We start from the raw sequence: 18,338 nt of genomic DNA on the forward strand, positions 1-18,338 counted from the left end.
GTAGGAAATGAATGCGTCATAATTGAACTCAGGCATCGAGTTCGACGGGCTGATTGAAACGAGGCCGCGGGTCCGAACTGGCCGGATCGCGCATCTGAACCGAAATTGACGCGAAAAGAATCTTCACCGGATCGGCAAGCAAATTAAACACGTTGTAGTGGCCCGATCAATCGTCGTCTCGCCAGGCGAGCATCGCCGCTGTCCAGGTCCCGGTCGCGCCTGGGGATCATGCCGCGGTTCGCTCGACGGGGAGCGAACGGCTTGTTAAGCCGCGTGCCGCAAGGACAATTTGAGTCGGGACATGACCGTAGCGATCGAGATGGGACAGACGACGGCCGGCGCTTCGGCGGCCATCGACCTCGAGGAGCTATTGGCCACGCGCCTCCTGGTGCAGGGCAACTCGGGTTCCGGCAAATCCCATCTGCTGCGCCGGCTGCTGGAACAGAGCGCGCCATGGGTGCAGCAGACCATCATCGATCCCGAGGGTGACTTCGTGACCCTGGCCGAGCGATTCGGCCACCTCGTCATCGATGCCGAGGACCATACCGAGCGCAGCCTGCAGGTCGCCGGCGAGCGCGTACGCATCCATCGCGTCTCGACCGTGCTCAATCTCGAGGGGCTCGACGCCGAGAACCAGATGCGGCGCGCCGCGGCCTTCCTCGGCGGCATGTTCGAGGTCGCCCGCGACCACTGGTATCCGATGCTGGTGGTGGTGGACGAGGCGCAGCTGTTCGCGCCGGCGATCGCGGGCGAAGTTTCCGACGAGGCGCGCAAGCTCTCGCTCGGCGCGATGACCAACCTGATGTGCCGCGGCCGCAAGCGCGGGCTTGCCGGGATCATCGCGACCCAGCGGCTGGCCAAGCTCGCCAAGAATGTCGCGGCCGAAGCATCGAACTTCCTGATGGGCCGGACTTTCCTCGATATCGACATGGCGCGCGCCGCCGACCTGCTCGGCATGGAGCGGCGGCAGGCGGAGGCGTTCCGCGACCTGGAGCGCGGACAATTCATGGCGCTGGGACCCGCGCTCTCCCGCCGTCCGCTGGGCCTCCGCATCGGTCCGACCGACACCCAACCGCGCAACGCGGCGCCGCGGCTGATGCCGCTGCCCGAAGCGGCGCTTGAGGATGCACGCGCCATCATCCTCGCGGCCCCGCCGCCCGAAACAACGGCCAGACCGCCGCGCCGCGCGCCGTCGCCCGACCTGCTCAGCCAGTTGATGGCCGCCAAGCCAACAGTACCGGAGCAAGATCCCGAAGCCGCGGAACCGCCACTCAGCGCCGAGCAGCTGGCCGAACGGCGTGAGCGGCTGGATCGCATCCTGCGCGCGATCCTCGCCGAGCCCGACGCCGGCTTCCGCGCCATCGGCGTGCTCTATCAGGAGTTCGTGGTCCGCTGCCGGATCGAAGGTCTCGGTGCCGTCGTGCCCGAGCTGACCGATTTCCGCCGCATGCTGACGCGCGCCCGCGCCGGGCTCGGCGCCGAGATGGCGGAGGACCACGCTTGGCAGGATGTCTCGCTGCGTGCCGCCATCCTGCCCGAGGACATGCAGGGCGTCTTCATGATGATCGCGCGCGCCGCGAAGGAAGGCTGGCCCTGCCCGAGCGATGCCGCGATCGCCCGCGCCTATGGCACGCACTCGCTGCGCCGCGCCCGGCATCTTCTGACCTACATCGAGGAGCAGGGCCTGATCGTCTGCCAGCTTGACGGTGCCGGCCGGCGGATCGTGACACTCGTCGAACTCGCCTGGGCCACGGCCGCAGCCGACCCGAATGCCGACGAAGTACTGGCGGAAGCGGCCTCCAACAGCTCGACTCCGTAATCAGTCGCTGGGCGACGAAGCGTTCGGTCTTGCATGGAATCCCAGAAGCGTCGCAAGACACGAAAAGGCCCGCCGGGAGGCGGGCCTTTTTGTTTCTGCCGGTTGAGGGATCTGGTTGCGGTGGGCCCGCGACAGGCCCACACAGCCCCTCATCTTCAGGCCTCACGCATGCTGTGGCTGCGCCAGCTGGCTGACCTGCGTCGCCGGCGGATCGACAACCAGGGTCCCGCCATGGCCGTCACTCGAGGTCGCGAAGGTCGAGGCCATGTAGTTGCCCAGCAGCATGATACTCGCCGTGACGGTGCCGTCCGTCACCGTGAGCGTGCCGCTCGCACTGGTTCCGCTGAAGGTCGGCGTGTGAACGCTCGCAAAATTGATGTTCGCGAAATCGATCGCATCCGAACCCGTCATCCCGGCGACGGTTCCGCTAAAGCTCGCGGAATTGTCGAGCTTCAGCGTCCCCGTCGACCCCTGGAACGTCACGCCGGCATTCGACCCCCCGGTCAATTCCAAGGTGCCGCCCGGCACGATGTTGGCGCTGCTCGGGCTCTCTCCCGTCACATTGAACGACTGCCAGGCCCCCCACGCGGTGCCGTCATTCGCCCGGATCCAGAGTTGGTCGGTGCCCGAGCCGGCCTGATAGGTCGCCTGGGAAAGCTGTGCCGCAGTGACGTCGATCTCGGTATTCGCTTGCTGGTTCACTCCGTTGATGTTCCAGCGCCCGTTGGTGTTGGAATCCCACAGCGCATATTTCGTGATGGCATCGCCGTCGGCGTCCGTCGCCGTGACGAGGTTCGCGGCAGCAAAGGTCTGCCCCGAGACCGTCACAACGTTGGCGACCGAGACCGTCGGTGCCTGGTTGGTTGCGGTGGCCGTGAACGACTTCCACGTACTCCACTCGCTGCCGTCATTGGCCCGCACGAAGAGCGTATCCGACGGCGAGCCGCCGGGGCCGTACACGTAGCTGACCTGTGAGAGATTCGCCGCCGAGACATCGATCTCGGCGCTGGCCGCCTGGGCGACGCCATTCACCACCCAGTGGCCATTTCCACCGGTGTCCCAGAACGCATACTGGGTGATCGGATCGCTCTCGGCATCCGAGGTCGAGAACAGGGTCGAGGCCGCCACCGAATGGCCGTGAATGCCACTGACGTTCGATGCCGTCACGACCGGAGCCGTGTCGGGGCCCGGCGTTGCCGTGAATGCGGTCCAGGCGCCCCACTCGCTGCCGTCATTGGCCCGCACATAGAGCGTATCGGGCGTCGAGTTGCCGGGGCCGAACACGTAGCTCACCTGCGAGAGGTTCGCCGCGGCAACATCGATTTCGGCGTTGGCCGCCTGGGCGACACCATTCACCACCCAGTGGCCATTGCCGCCGGTGTCCCAGAACGCGTACTGGGTGATCGGATCGCTCTCGGCATCCGAGGTCGAGAACAGACTCGAGGCGAGAGTCGACGTCTCACCGTGGACCGCGGCCACGTTCGCCGCCGTCACGACCGGAGCCGTGTCGGGGCCCGGTGTTGCCGTGAATGCGGTCCAGGTGCTCCACTTCGATCCGTCGTTCGCCCGCACATAGAGCGTGTCGGGCGTCGAGTTGCCGGGACCGAACACGTAGCTGACCTGCGACAGGTTCGCCGCGGACACGTCGATCTCGACGTTTGCCGCCTGGGCGACACCATTCACCACCCAGTGACCATTGCCGCCGGTGTCCCAGAATCCGTACTGGGTGATCGGATCGCTCTCGGCATCCGAGGTCGAGAACAGGCTCGAGGCGAGAGTCGACGCCTCGCCGTGAACCGCGGCCACGTTCGCTGCCGTAACGACCGGAGCAGTATCGTCCCCCGGCGTTGCCGTGAACGCTGCCCAGCTGCTCCACTTCGATCCGTCATTCGCCCGCACGTAGAGCGTATCGGGCGTCGAGCCGCCCGGTCCGAACACGTAGCTGACCTGCGAAAGATTGGCCGCGGCAACATCGATCTCGACGTTTGCCGCCTGGGCGACGCCATTCACCACCCAGTGGCCATTGCCGCCGGTGTCCCAGAACGCAAACTGGGTCATCGGATCGCTCTCGGCATCCGAGGTCGAGAACAGGCTCGAGGCGAGAGCCGACGTCTGCCCATGGGCCGCTTTCACGTTCGCCGCAGTCACGGTCGGGGCAGTATCGACCCCCGGCCCTGCCGTGAACGATGTCCAGGTACTCCACAGGCTGCCGTCGTTTGCCCGCACGAAAAGCGTATCAGCCGTCGAGCCGCCCGGACCGAACACGTAGCTGACCTGCGACAGGTTCGCCGCGGCAACATCGATCTCGGTGTTGGCCGCCTGGGCGACACCATTCACCACCCAGTGGCCACTTCCGCCGGTGTCCCAGAACGCATACTGGGTCATCGGATCGCTCTCGGCATCCGAGGTCGAGAACAGGCTCGACGCAAGAGCCGACGTCTGCCCATGGGCGGCGGTCACGTTCGCGGCCGTAACAACCGGAGCAGTATCGACCCCCGGTGTTGCCGTGAACGACTTCCAGGCCCCCCACAGGCTGCCATCGTTGGCCCGCACGTAAAGCGTATCGGGCATCGAGCCGCCGGGCCCGAACACGTAGCTCACCTGCGACAGGTTCGCCGCGGCAACATCGATCTCGACGTTTGCCGCCTGGGCGACGCCATTCACCACCCAGTGGCCATTGCCGCCGGTGTCCCAGAACGCGTACTGGGTGATCGGATCGCTCTCGGCATCCGAGGTCGAGAACAGGCTCGACGCAAGCGCCGACGTCTGCCCATGGGCGGCCGTCACGTTCGCGGCCGTAACGACCGGAGCGGTATCGATCCCCGGTGTTGCCGTGAACGACTTCCAGGCCCCCCACAGGCTGCCGTCATTCGCCCGCACGTAGAGCGTATCGGCCATCGAGCCGCCGGGGCCGAATACGTAGCTCACCTGCGACAGGTTCGCCGCGGCAACATCGATCTCGACGTTGGCTGCCTGCGCGACACCATTCACCACCCAATGGCCATTTCCACCGGTGTCCCAGAACGCATACTGGGTGATCGGATCGCTCTCGGCATCCGAGGTCGAGAACAGGCTCGACGCGAGAGCCGACGTCTGCCCATGGGCGGCCGTCACGTTCGCGGCCGTAACGACCGGAGCGGTATCGACCCCCGGTGTTGCCGTGAACGACTGCCAGGCTCCCCACAACGTTCCGTCGTTCGCCTTGATGAACAGCGTATCGGGGGCTGACCCTGTCGGCCCGAACACGTAGCTCACCTGCGACAGGTTCGCCGCCGGAACATCGATCTCGACGTTGGCTGCCTGGGCGACACCATTCACCACCCAGTGGCCGCTTCCGCCGGTGTCCCAGAACGCGTACTGGGTCATCGTGTCGGGATCCGGATCGCTCACCGTGAACAGGCTGGATGCGGCAATCGACGTCTGGCCGTGCGCCGCAGTGACGTTGGCTGCGTTCACGGTTGGCGCGGTGTCGACAAACGCCTTTGCGGTAAACTGGGTCCAGCCGCTCCAAGCCGTGCCGTCATTGGCTCGTACGAAGAGGGTATCAGTCGAACCGCTCGGACCGAACACGTAGCTCATCTGCGACAGGTTCGCCGCCCCAATATCGATCTCGGCGTTGGTCGCCTGCGCGACGCCGTTGAGGACCCAGTGTCCGTTACCTTGGGTGTCCCAGAACGCGTATTGGGTGATGGGATCGCCATCGGCGTCCGTGACCGAGAACAGGCTGGAAGCGAGCGCAGAGCTCTCGCCAAAGATTGCCGTTACATTGGGCGCTGACGTGACCGGTGCGACGTCGGCACGCGTCGTGACCAGCGTGCCGGTGCCGCCATCGGTGCCGACGCTGAACCGGACGCCAGGGGTTTGATTAAGCTGCAGATCAAAGGAGGAAGCCCCCTCGGTGACATGCAGGATGTTGCCCGCGAGCAAGGACGCCGATCCGCCGGACACGAAATTGAGGCCAGCCAAATCGATGCTGTCGCCCAGCACCAGACCGCTGATGGTGGTGCCGGCCAAAGATGTGCCATCGACCTTGAGCTGCCCGCCGGAACCGCTGAATGCGATGCCGCTCGCGAGGCTTCCCGCCTGCAATTCGACCACGCCGCCGGAGATCGTCACCACCCCTGCGGAGCCGCCGGACGATACAATCTCACTACCACCAGCGAGCACGAAGACGTTGCTCGTCGTCGTGCCTGCAAGATTAAGCGCGCCACCACTCGACACCGCAATGTCGTGCGCCGTGCCTCCGGCGGCAATGTTGAACACGCCGCCACTGGAAACGGTCAGGTGATCCAGCGCGCCGCCCGAAAGGACGTTGACCGTGCCGCCGGAGACGGCGGTCCCGGAGCCCACGGCGCCGTTGACAACACCACCTGAGAAGACGTTCTCAACACCACCGGCATAAACGCCCACGCGGCTGAGCACGGTGCCCGACACATTGAATGTGCCGCCGCTGGAGACGCCGACGAAAGCCGCCGAGCCGCCGGCCAGCACGTTCAATACGCCGCCTGCGCTGACGCCGGTGCCTGAACTGACGGCTCCGGTGATCAGTCCACCGGACAGCACGTTCTCGACACCGCCGCTCGTGACGCTGGCATTGCTCAGCACGGTGCCGGCAACATTGAAGATGCCGCCGCTCGACACGCCGACAAAGGCGGCCGTGGCGCCGGCCGACAGGTTCAACGTACCGCCCGAAATTCCAGTCCCGGATCCGCTCGCGCCGGAGATCGATCCTCCGGACAGGACATTCTCTACGCCGCCGGCGTAGACACCGGTATTGCTCAGTACCTTGCCTGCGACATTGAAGATGCCGCCGCTCGACACACCGACGTGCACAGCCGAACCACCGGCCAGGACGTTCACGACGCCGCCGGCGGAAATGATGGTCGCCGCACTCGATGCGCCGGAGATGAGCCCGCCGGACAGCACGTTCTCGGTACCGCCGCTCGAGACCAGCGTGTTGCTGATGATTGTACCTGCAACATTCAGGGTGCCGCTCGACACCGTAAGGTCATGTGCCGTGCCACCAGCCGAGACATTCAGAGTGCCGCTCGAAACTGTCAGATGATCCAGCGCACCGCCCGAAAGGACGTTGACGGTACCACCGGACACGCCCGTCCCGGAGCCCGGGACACCGGTGACAACACCACCCGAGAGAACATTCTCAACGCCGCCGTCAATGACGGCCGTGTTGCTGGTGATGGTGCCTGCAACATTCATGGTGCCGCCACTCGACACCGCAATGTTGTGCGCCGTGCCGCCAGCGGAGACATTCAGCGTGCCGCTCGACACCGTCAGGTGATCCAGCGCGCCGCCCGAAAGGACATTGACGGTACCGCCGGAGATGCCGGTCCCGGAACCGGTCACGCCGGTGACAACACCACCCGAGAGAACGTTTTCAACGCCGCCGTCATAGACAGCGACATTGCTGAGTACGGTGCCCGACACGTTGAACGTGCCGCCGCTCGAAACACCGACATAGGCCGCCGAGCCACCGGCCAGAACGTTCAGCGTACCGATAACCCCGGTCCCCGAGCTGATGGCGCCGGTGATCAGACCGCCGGACTGCACGTTCTCGACGCCGCCGGCAAACACCATGCCGTTGCTGAGCACGGTGCCCGCGACATTGAACGTGCCGCCGCTCGACACGCCTACAAAGACCGCTGAGCCCCCGGCCAGAAGGTTCAATGTGCCGCCAGCAATGCCGGTCCCTGAGCCGCTGGCTCCGCTGATCAGTCCGCCGGACAACACGGTCTCGACACCGCCCGCCAGGACGCCTGTATTGCTGGTGAGGGTGCCACCCACGCTGAGCACGCCGCCGCTCGAGACAGTGATGTGGTCGGCGGTGGCGCCGGCTTCGACGATGACCCGCCCGGAATCGCCAACACTCGTCGCCGAGCCGCCGGCGAGAATGTCGAGCAGACCGCCGCCCGAAACTTGCACGCCCGACGCGAGGCCACCCGACGAAACGGTCTCAACGCCGCCGCTGAGCACGAATTGATTGGTGACGATGCCGCTGTCGTTCAGCGCACCGCTGGCATAGACGAACATCGCCGTCGCGGTAGCGCCCGACTGCACGTTCACCGTGCCGCCGGAGATCGCGGTGCCAAAGCCTCCGGACACACCCTGCACCACGCCGCCCGACAGCACGTTCTCGACGCCGCCGCTAAACACCCCGACCGTGCTCAGCACTGTGCCGGCGACATTGAAGACACCGCCGCTCGACACCCCAATGTTATATACCGTACCGCCAGCGGAGACATTCAGCGCGCCGCTCGAAACCGTCAGGTGATTCAGTGCACCACCTGCTAGGACGTTCACGATACCGCCGGATACGCCGGTCCCGGAGCCGGTCACGCCGGTGACGACACCACCGGAGAACACGTTCTCAACACCGCCGTCGTAGACCGCCACATTGCTGAGCACGGTGCCCGACACGTTGAACGTGCCGCCGCTCGAAACACCAACGAACGCCGCCGAGCCACCGGCCAAAACGTTCAGTATGCCGCCGGCGGAAACGCCAGTGCCTGAGCTGACCGCCCCCGAAATGAGACCGCCCGACAGTACGTTTTCGACACCGCCGCTACGGACCCCAATCATGCTGAGCGTCGTGCCGGCGACGTTGAAGACGCCACCGCTCGAAACCGACAGGAATGAAGCCGAGCCGCCCGCCAGCACATTGACGGTGCCGCCGGAAATGCCGGTGCCCGAGCCGATGGCTCCGGAGATGAACCCGCCGGCCTCGATGTTCTCGACGCCGCCGGTGAACACCGCGGTGAAGCTGTTGACGGTCCCCGCCACGTTGAGCGTGCCGCCACTCGAGACGGCGAAGCGATCGGCCCCGCCGCCCGCGCTGACGACGGCACTGCCGCCGCTTGAAATCGTGGTCCCTACCGCGTAGCCGCCGGCGTCGACCAGGAGCTGGCCGCCACTCAGCGTCGTCGAGACTGCCGAGCCCCCGCTGAGGACCTCGAGCGTATTGCCTCCCGTTTCGATTAGTCCTGAGCTGGTAATACCCGAGCCTACAGACGTCGTGCTCATGGCAGCGTGCCCCCCAAAAAAAAAATGGTCAGTTCTTGAAATAGGCTAGAGCTTGAATCCAGGAATCGTCCTGATCACCGACTTCACATGGTCCACGGTGATCAGCCTTGTGCACTCGAACTGACGCGGCGTCCCCTTGTGGCGAGGGCACCAGAAAAAATCCTTGTGGTCGAATCGAACCGCCGGATCGTTCCAGCAGCTGTTGCAGGCGTGATAGTTGATCACGCGGTAGGGCGTAGCAAATTCATTTGTCGGATGCGTGAAGCCCGCGATCATGACGACCGGGGTGCCGACCGCCCAGGCCAGCCAGGCAAGTCCGCTGGAAAGGCCGATGAAAAAGTCCGCGTGGTTGAGCAGATTCGCCCGCTCCTGAATCGGGCGGTCACCGGTCCAGTCCTCCGCGCCGTTCGGAATGTGATTCCATACCAGCTCGTGGCCGTGCGTCGGCTTCTGATCGATGCAGATCACGCGATAGCCGGCCTGCTTGAGAAAGCTGGTCAGTTCGCGCCAGCCGTTCGGGTTGTTCCAGTACTTGCATTGCGTGGTGCTCTGGACCGCGATGCAAACGTAGGGCTCGGCGATGGGCCTTTGATCATCGGCCAGCGAGATGCGCGGCGCCACCTCGGTCGGATCGACGCCGAGGATGTATCCGGCAGTGCGGTGCAGTCCCACAAAGCGGAAGTCGCACGGCTGGTAGACGAAATTCTTGTCGTCGAAAAACAACCCGACGCTGTACGTCGCGTAATATCGGTCGGTTTGGATTTCCTCATGCGTGACGAAGTTGATCTCCGGATACGCATCGCGAAACAGCGGAATCAGCTTCTCCGCCATTGCGCAGGTCAGCTTGCAATTGTGAGCTTTCCTGAACTTCTCCACATAGGGAAACCAGCCGATCGTGTCGCCCAGGGTGCCGACCGGAAGCTGGATCAGGACGTGACGATCCGTCGCGTTGTACTCATGCGAGAAGATGACATCCTCGCCCTGCAAGACCTCGATACGGAAACGAATGTAGTAGCGCTTTGAGCTGTTGACGCGTCCGCCCGCGAACTGCGTCTCGAACAGGACATTCCCGGTCTCGGCGTCCCAAAGACGCACACGCCAAGGACCTTCGGCTTCGGGACAAACGACCCGGGCGCCGTCGTTGAAGTCGAATCGCAGTCCTTTGGGACCGACTTGCGTGGGCAGTTCAGCGGCCGCCGGATAGGCACGCTTGGGTGTTTCGGCATCCGGCGCAGCAGCGTCCGGCTTGGCAAGTACGGCACTGGTCGACCGATCAACGATGACTTTGGGTTGGTCGGCCACATGGTCAATCGGACGCTTCAGCCCGATCGCCGGCGCGACGGCAATCGCATTCACGAATATCCCCTGCCCTAAAATATAAAGACCGCTAAAAATGCGGGCAGAAGGTAAGCGAGATTGACAACCGCGTCAACGGACGAAAACCTTAGCGAGTACCCCCTCTCGCGGCCGCTCCGGAACCGCAGAAACAAAGAAACACAAGCGATGAGCCGCAATCCCAGCAAGGTCCCATTTGTGATCGCAGCGTCGGCGCATGGCCCGCTGATCGTCAACCGGCTGGACTACCACACCGCGGGCGACCATATCTTTGGCGTGGGGATTCAGATCCTCGAGCACGGCGCCTTCGACGTCACTGAAATCGAACTTACGAAGGGTCTTCTTGCACTGCGAAGAACCTACCGAGGGGATGGCGTGGTGGCCATCGACTGCGGGGCGAACATCGGCGTTCACACCATCGAATGGTCCAAGCAAATGGACGGCTGGGGTTCGGTCCTTGCCATCGAGGCGCAGGAGCGGGTCTACTACGCCCTTGCCGGCAACATCGCCATCAACAACTGCTTCAACGCGCGGGCGATGCACGCGGTTATTTCGTCGGAAACCGGCAAGACCTGGGTGCCGACCTTAAGCCATCAGGAACCCGCCAGCTTCGGAAGTCTGGAGGTGACGCAACGCCCCGGCACGGAGCAGATCGGCCAGAAGATCGATTATTCCGAGGCCAAAGGCTCTGAGACGACGATGATCACCCTGGACTCCCTGAATCTGAGCCGCTGCGATCTGATCAAGATCGACGTCGAAGGGATGGAGTTGAAGGTGCTGGAAGGAGCCAGCGCCACGATCCGGCAGCATCACCCCGTCATTCATGCGGAATTCATCAAGACCGACAAGGCCGCACTGGTTCGCAAGCTGAACGATCATGGATACCGGACCTACGACGCGGGGCAAAACTGCCTTGCGATCCATGAATCCGACCCGACCCTGAGCCACGTGGAATCGCGAACCACGTCATGACGGCCTGACCGCCGAATTCTTTCACCGCTCGCGGAGAGCATCCTGCCGGTAGCGCATGATCGGCGACAGCAAATAGCTCATGATGCTGCGGGCGCCCGTCCTGATTTGGACGGTTACGGTCATTCCCGGTGAAAGGTTGATCTCCTTGTCATCGACGACCATCTTGGTCCGGTCGATCGAGACATGCGCGATATACACCGGCCCCTGCCCCTTTGGCTCGCTGCTTTCCTCCGGCGCTCCGCCATTGGGCTCGCGGGCTGGATCCCGCGCCTTGTCGCGGGAGACGGAATCGGGCGAGACGCTGACGATCTTGCCGTGCAGCAGGCCGTAGCGCGTGAAGTTGAAGGTATCGACCTTGATTTCGGCGTCCTGGCCGGGGTGCACGAAGCCGATATCGCGATTTGAAACCATCGCTTCGATTTCAAACAGATTGTCGCTGGGTACGACGACCGCGAGCGTCTGGGCGGCGGTTGCGACGCCGCCGACCGTGTGCACGGCCAGTTGCTGCACCACGCCATCGATGGGGGCGGCAAGTTTTTGAAGGCTGGTCCGGTGCTCAGCTTTGGACACTTCGTCCTTGAGGCTGCCAGCCTTCTGCGTCGCCTTGGCGAGATCATCGTACAGGCGGTGCCGGTATTCCGAGACAAGCTTGGCGCGCGTCTCTGCGAGCGCGGCGACGGCCGCGTTGGCCTCCTCGAGCTTGCTCCGTTGCACCAGGACGTCCTGCTGCATCCCGACGAGTTCCTGGAGCTCCTGCAAGTATTGCAGCTTTGAACCGTACTCCCTATCCGCCAGGTACTTGCGAACGCCGACCCGCTCCTGCAGGACCGGCAGTAGAGCTTCAATCTTGGCGATGCTGGCGTCGATCGTTTTGGTCTCCGCGACCTTCTGCACCCGCTGCCGATCCAGTTCCGACAATTTGGCGCGCTGCTCGGAATCCTGACTGCGCAGGTACTCCAGATGCATCTGGATCAACGCGGGCGGCGTGTCGGCCGGTGCGCCGTCAAGCGCGTCGGTGTTTCCGTCGAGCGCCGAACGGGCGCGTGAAATATCCAGCTGTGACGCGAGAAGATCGTTCTTCAGGTGCTGAAACTCCGCCTGATTGCTGGTCGGATCCAGCTCGATCAGAATCTCGCCTGCCTTGACCCTTTGACCGTCGCGGACGTGAATGGCCCGCACCACTCCGATCTCCAGCGGCTGAACCAGCTTGACACGGTCGCCCGGTACGATCTTTCCAGGTGCTGAGGCAACGATGTCGATCTTGCCGAGAGCTGCCCACGCCACGGCACAGCAGAACAGGGCAGCAAGCAGGACGGCGGTCAACCTGGCGGTGGGAGATGGCGGCGTCTCGACAATTTCGAGGGCGGCCGGCAGGAAGGCCAGCTCGTCCCGGGTTTTGCCCCCGACCGCGACCAGTTCACGAGCCGACTTCATGGATCCCCGCCTGTATCCGGTACAGCGACGCGTATCTTCCGCCTGTGCTCAGCAACTCCTCATGGGATCCCTGTTCGACGAGCCGGCCGCGATCAATGGTGATGATCCGATCGGTGCGCCTGACAGCGGACAGACGATGTGCAATGACAAAAACCGTTCGTCCCTTCACGATCCGGTTCATGTTGTCCTGAATGACCCTTTCGCTTTCGTAGTCCAGCGAACTGGTCGCTTCGTCGAAGATCAGGATGCGGGGATCGGTGATAAGGGCCCGCGCGATCGCGATGCGTTGCCGCTGCCCCCCCGACAGGCTGGAGCCGCGCTCGCCGACGACGGTGTCGTAGCCTTCCGGCAGTTCCAGAATGAATTCGTGAGCTCCCGCGAGCTGAGCTGCGGCGACCACTTTCTCCATCGGAGCGGCCGGGTCGGCGAGCGCGATGTTTTCCCGTACGCTGCGATTGAACAACACGTTTTCCTGCAGGACGACGCCGACCTGGCGACGCAACCAGGCCGGATCGACCATCGCAAGGTCAATCCCGTCGACAAGGACCCTGCCCTTCTCCGGAACGTAAAGGCGCTGAACGAGCTTCGTGAAGGTGCTCTTGCCCGAACCGGACGGACCGACGATGCCGACGACCTGGCCGGCCGGAATGCTGATGTTGATGTCGTGCAGCACCTCGGGTCCATCCACCCGATAGCGGAAGGACACGTGCTCAAGGGTGACCTGACCCTTGATGGGCGGCGGCACGGCGCGACCGGGGCTGAACGTCTGCTCCGCCGGCGTATTCAGGATGTCGCCGAGCCGCGCGACGGAGAGCCTGGCCTGATGGAAGTCCTGCCAGAGCTGCGCCAGCCTCAGAACCGGTGCGCTCACGCGTGACGAGAACATGTTGAAGGCGATCAGCTCGCCCACCGTGAGGCTTCCGTCGATCACCAGCTTGGCGCCGGCGTAAAGGATCACCGCGGTGACGAGCTTGCTCACGAACTGAACCGATTGGCTCGCGACATTCGCCAGGCTGAGCACGCGGAAGCTGGCCGCCACGTATCCGGCAAGCTGCTCCTCCCAGCGGCGCTGCATCTGCGGTTCGAGCGCCATGGCCTTAATGGTCTCGACACCGGTCACGCTCTCGACGAGAAAGGCCTGGTTTTCGGCCCCGCGCTCGAATTTGGTATCCAGCCGCTGACGGAACATCGGCGTCGCGCCGGCCGAGATGCCGACATAGAGCGGGAAGGATCCAAGCACGATCCAGGTCAGGATCGGCGAGTAGATAAACATCACCGCGATGAAAACGACGGTGAAGAACAGGTCTATCACGACCGTCAGCGCGGAGCCGGTCAGGAAGTTGCGAATGTTCTCCAGCTCGCGGACCCGCGCAACCGAGTCGCCAACCCGGCGAGCCTGAAAATAGGCAATGGGCAGCCCGATGAGGTGCCGAAACAAGCGGGCTCCCAGTTCGACATCGATCCGGTTGGTCACGTGGGAGAACAGGTAGGTCCTCAGTATCGCGAGGGCTGTCTCAAAAGCCGCGATGCCGATCAACCCCACGACGAGCACGTCGAGTGTGCTGAGTGTGTGATTAACCAGGACCTTGTCGATCACCACCTGAAAGAACAGCGGCGACACCAGAGCAAACAGCTGCAAGAAGAACGAGGCGATCAACACCTCCACGAAATGGTAGCGATATTTGTGGATTGCCCCCAGAAACCACGACAGGTCAAAGCGGCGTGCAAGATTGACCAGTCCCGCCCGCCGGCTCACCAGGATCAGCTTGCCGGTCCACACCGCTTCCAGTTCGGCCCTGGTGATCAACTCCGGGCGCTCTGACAGAGGGGATTGAACGAGGATCTTGTCTGCGCCCACCTTGGCGAGGATCAGATGGCCGCCGTCGCGCAACAGCGCGATGGCAGGAAGCGGGACCTTCTCGAGCCTTAACCAGTTGGTGGTCAGCTCGCGGGCCTTGACGCCGGTCGAGCGCGCGTACCGCAGCATCTCCGGCGTTCCGAATGGGCCATTGCCGACTTGGTGACGAATCTGGTCGACATCGGCCGGGATGCCGTGAAAACGCAGCAGCATCGCGAGCCCAACGATCCCGCTGTCTGCTGTCGTACCGCTCCGCGTTTCAATCATCTCGCGATTTAATCTGCTCAGTAGCTGAAAATAACTGCAGTCGAAGGTGAGCCGAATTGCCGTGAGCGCGCCCCGCCCCTGCTCCTCGGCCTCGCCGTCAGCGCAAACTGACTATTCGTAACGAACCGACAGAGCAGCAAATGAATATGACAGGCAGAGTACTATGGCTCTCCGGCGAGATGCAATTGGCGTTATCAACGGCCAGGCCGAATTCGCGAGCGACATCATGCCGATCCTGGAGTCCATCGTGGAACCGTTCGGAAATCCGAACCAGGCTCCGTAGTCTTACGGATCGTGGCCACGCGATATGGCTGTCACCGGGATCACAGGGATGATCGCGTAGGCCTTATCGCGTATAAGAGGGTCATGCCCTTCCGATCTTGCAGCATGCAAAGAATGGCCCGGACTCTGTGTGATGCCCCAAGGTGATGAGCCGAGCCAATCTCGCCAGAGGCGCTGGATACCAACAGCCTCCACGCACCGCCTTGTCCGGGGCCGGCCATTTGTCGTCTATTAACCACCCAGTGACTGGTCAGCATGAATATTATCAATTATTGCCACGCTACCATAGATTGAAAGCTCGACCAAGATGACTTGGAATTATTCCGTCACATTGAACGATTCATCGAACGTAGGCGGATCTGCCGACGCGTCTCTGGTTTACGACCTCGAGCAGGCCCTCAACATCTGGCAGCGATATATCCTGGGCATTGGCACCATGGTGGTGTCCCTCAATATCCTGCCCACCTCCGTTGGCCGTGCCGACGGCGGGCCCACCTCCAGCTACTTGGTGGGCACGAATGGCGGGCTCGCGGTGTATGAGCCGTCAAGCCAGTACGAGCTGACCACCGGACAGCACGTCCCTGGAACGACAAGCGACATCACCATCAACATCGATCCCGGCTACTTCCAGTACATCGACCTCGACTATGGCTTGAGCTGGTCCAGTCAGGTGCCTGGAAACGTGATCAATCCGATCAACGTTTTTCTGCATGAGCTCATGCACGGCTTCGGCATGACGGGCTGGTACGACCAGAGCGGCCAGTTGGCCGGCGCCTACGAATCCACGTTCGACACCCTGATTCAAAAGACCGCAACCGGCGCCAACTTTGTTGGTGCGAATGCCGAGGCCGCTTACGGCGGCCCGGTGCCCCTGACCACAGACAGCACGACCCAGAACTATTACCATTTCGGCAACCAGCAATCCGACCTCTACGCCACCCCGTCGACCGTCAAGGACCCGCTCACGCTGGACTTGATGAACGGAATCGTCTTCTACGCCGATTACCAGTACGCGATCTCCAACCTGGACATCGGAGTTCTGAAGGACCTCGGATACAGCATCCGGACGACACCGGTCGTCACCGCCAGCGATCAGTCCGCCGCCCGAAATCAGGTTTATGCGGCCTCATCGTTGTTCTCGGTGAACATGGCCGCGGGCGATTCCATCACCGAATATTCCTTCTGGGACACCAATGGCAACGGTCACTGGACAGTGGGAGGAATGATCCAGGGCACCAACACCGAGATCGACATCAGTGCGTCGCAATTGGCCCAAGCAAGTTACCAGGCCGGACCTGGTTCGGACACGCTGTGGGTGAGAGCCTTCGACGGCTATTTGTGGAGCGACTGGAAACCCTTCGTGATTTCTCCGGCTGATCATGCGCCCGTGGTCACGGCAGCAAACGTGACTGGTTCGCGCGGGCAGCTCTCGGTGGCTGAATCCTCACTGTTCTCGGCCAGTGACGCGGATGGCGACACCATCACCCAATATGCATTCTGGGACACCGAGGGCCACGGGCACTGGGCGATCAATGGCGCTACGCAAGCCACCAACGCCGAGATCGACGTCTCGGCCGCCAGCCTCTCGCAAGTGAGCTATGTGTTCGGTACGGCCCCGGACACGCTCTGGGTGCGGGCCTATGACGGATATCTCTGGGGAGCATGGGTCCCGTTCACGGCCGCGCCAGGTCTGGATCATGCGCCGGTAGTCAGCGCAACCGACGTGTCGGCGACCCACGGCCAGGATATCGCCGCGTCCAGTCTCTTCAGCGTGACCGACGCAGATGGCGACACGATCACCGCCTATCAGCTTTGGGATTCAACGAGCGATCCCGCCAGCGGTCACTGGGTGGTCGGCGGCGTGGCGCAGGCCACCAACATCGCCATCGATGTGACGCCCGCTCAATTGGCGAGCACCTCGTTTCAATCGGGCTCCGGCTCGGATGATCTGTGGGTGCGAGCCAATGACGGTACGACGTGGGGAGCCTGGAAGGAATTCCACGTCAACGCGCCGATCGACCATGCGCCCGTGGTGAGCGCGTCGGACATGACCGCAACGCACGGTCAGGACATCGCCGCGTCAAGCCTGTTCACGATCAGCGATGCGGACAACGACACGATCACCGCCTATCAGCTTTGGGATTCAACGAGCGATCCCGCCAGCGGTCACTGGGTGGTCGGCGGAGTGGCGCAGGCCACCAACATCGCCATCGATGTGACGCCCGCTCAATTGACGAGCACCTCGTTTCAGTCGGGCTCCGGCTCGGATGATCTGTGGCTGCGAGCCAATGACGGCACGACGTGGGGAGCCTGGAAGGAATTCCACGTCAACGCGCCGATCGACCATGCGCCGGTGGTGAGCGCGTCGGACATGACCGCGACGCACGGTCAGGACATCGCCGCGTCAAGCCTGTTCACGGTCAGCGACGCCGACAACGATACGATCACCCACTATCAGTTCTGGGACTCGACCGCCGATCCTGCCAGCGGGCATTGGGTGGTCGGCGGGCTGGCGCAGGCCGCCAACATCGCCATCGATGTTACGCCCACCCAATTGACGAATGCCTCGTTCCAGAGCGGTTCGGGCTCCGACGACCTCTGGGTGCGTGCCTTCGACGGCATGACATGGGGCAACTGGAAGGAGTTTCACGTCAACGCGCCGGCCGACAACCTTCCGATCGTATCGGCCACCGACTTTTCAGCGAGCCACGGCCAGGATATCGCGGCCTCCACGCTGTTCTCGACCGCCGATGCGGATGGAGACACCATCACGAACTATCAGCTGTGGGATTCGACGTCCGATCCCAGCAGCGGGCACTGGGTGGTCGCCGGAGTAGCTCAGGGCACCAATGTCGCGATCGATGTGAGTGCAGCGCAGCTCTCGAACACAAGCTTTCAGAGCGGCTCCGGTACAGACGATCTCTGGGCGAGGGCTTACGACGGCCTCGCCTGGGGGCCGTGGAAGGAATTTCACGTCACCGCACCGATTGACCATGCTCCGGTCGTCTCCGCATCCGACTTCCACGCGACCGCCAACCTGAGCGTGGCCGCATCGAGCCTGTTCTCGGTCTCGGATGCCGACGGGGACAGCATGAGCCAGTATCAATTATGGGATTCGACGCCGTCGGCCAGCAGCGGCCACTGGAGCATCGGCGGGCACGGGCAGCCCACCAACACCGCAATCAACGTCAGCGCGGCCCAGCTCGCCAGCACGACTTTCGATGGCGGCACCGTGTCTGACGACCTCTGGGTTCGCGCCAACGACGGCATGATCTGGAGCGCCTGGCAGGAATTTCATTTCATCGTCTAGGGAGCGGGCTGCAGGAAGGCCAC

7 protein-coding genes are annotated in these 18,338 nt (G+C 63.2%); 3 read left to right on the top strand and 4 right to left on the bottom strand.

The features are described from left to right. Positions 1-301 precede the first annotated feature (301 nt). Entirely contained in the window at positions 302-1,819 is a 1,518-nt protein-coding gene (locus AAFG13_RS21450; RefSeq protein ID WP_342713249.1) for an ATP-binding protein, read from the top strand. Between the two features lie 162 nt (positions 1,820-1,981). Here AAFG13_RS21450 and AAFG13_RS21455 read toward each other — a convergent pair whose 3' ends face one another. Beyond that, the gene (locus tag AAFG13_RS21455; protein WP_342713251.1) at positions 1,982-8,857 is read right to left on the bottom strand and encodes a hypothetical protein; all 6,876 of its coding nucleotides are present in this window, start codon (positions 8,855-8,857) and stop codon (positions 1,982-1,984) included. Between the two features lie 45 nt (positions 8,858-8,902). Then, positions 8,903-10,213 carry an autotransporter strand-loop-strand O-heptosyltransferase gene (locus AAFG13_RS21460; RefSeq protein WP_342713252.1) on the bottom strand — a complete coding sequence of 437 codons (1,311 nt, stop codon included), beginning with the start codon at positions 10,211-10,213 and terminating at the stop codon, positions 8,903-8,905. Positions 10,214-10,360: 147 nt separating this feature from the next. Here AAFG13_RS21460 and AAFG13_RS21465 point away from each other — a divergent pair, with 147 nt between their 5' ends. Beyond that, on the top strand, positions 10,361-11,164 hold the full coding sequence (locus AAFG13_RS21465) for an FkbM family methyltransferase (protein WP_342713253.1): 804 nt from the start codon (positions 10,361-10,363) through the stop codon (positions 11,162-11,164). A gap of 21 nt (positions 11,165-11,185) precedes the next feature. Here the strand turns inward: AAFG13_RS21465 and AAFG13_RS21470 are convergent, their stop codons facing one another. Both AAFG13_RS21470 and AAFG13_RS21475 read right to left on the bottom strand, forming a co-directional pair. After that, positions 11,186-12,598 (bottom strand): HlyD family type I secretion periplasmic adaptor subunit, encoded by a 1,413-nt coding sequence (locus AAFG13_RS21470; RefSeq protein WP_212318097.1) that lies wholly within the window; start codon positions 12,596-12,598, stop codon positions 11,186-11,188. Next, positions 12,582-14,723 (bottom strand): type I secretion system permease/ATPase, encoded by a 2,142-nt coding sequence (locus tag AAFG13_RS21475; protein ID WP_212318099.1) that lies wholly within the window; start codon positions 14,721-14,723, stop codon positions 12,582-12,584. The genes AAFG13_RS21470 and AAFG13_RS21475 overlap by 17 nt, the downstream gene beginning before the upstream one ends. Before the next feature lie 613 nt (positions 14,724-15,336). Between AAFG13_RS21475 and AAFG13_RS21480 the strand changes: the two genes are divergently transcribed. Next, positions 15,337-18,315: a hypothetical protein gene (locus AAFG13_RS21480; protein WP_342713254.1), complete on the top strand. Its 2,979-nt coding sequence runs from the start codon at positions 15,337-15,339 to the stop codon at positions 18,313-18,315. Positions 18,316-18,338: the final 23 nt, after the last annotated feature.

The sequence above is a fragment of the Bradyrhizobium sp. B124 genome (assembly GCF_038967635.1).
Taxonomy (GTDB): Bacteria; Pseudomonadota; Alphaproteobacteria; order Rhizobiales; family Xanthobacteraceae; genus Bradyrhizobium.

Bases quoted from the DNA above. Each gene is read 5' to 3' on its own strand.
- AAFG13_RS21470 (WP_212318097.1), bottom strand. From the start codon at position 12,598: ATGAAGTCGGCTCGTGAACTGGTCGCGGTCGGGGGCAAAACCCGGGAC.
- AAFG13_RS21455 (WP_342713251.1), bottom strand. From the start codon at position 8,857: ATGAGCACGACGTCTGTAGGCTCGGGTATTACCAGCTCAGGACTAATC.
- AAFG13_RS21450 (WP_342713249.1), top strand. From the start codon at position 302: ATGACCGTAGCGATCGAGATGGGACAGACGACGGCCGGCGCTTCGGCG.
- AAFG13_RS21475 (WP_212318099.1), bottom strand. From the start codon at position 14,723: ATGATTGAAACGCGGAGCGGTACGACAGCAGACAGCGGGATCGTTGGG.
- AAFG13_RS21465 (WP_342713253.1), top strand. From the start codon at position 10,361: ATGAGCCGCAATCCCAGCAAGGTCCCATTTGTGATCGCAGCGTCGGCG.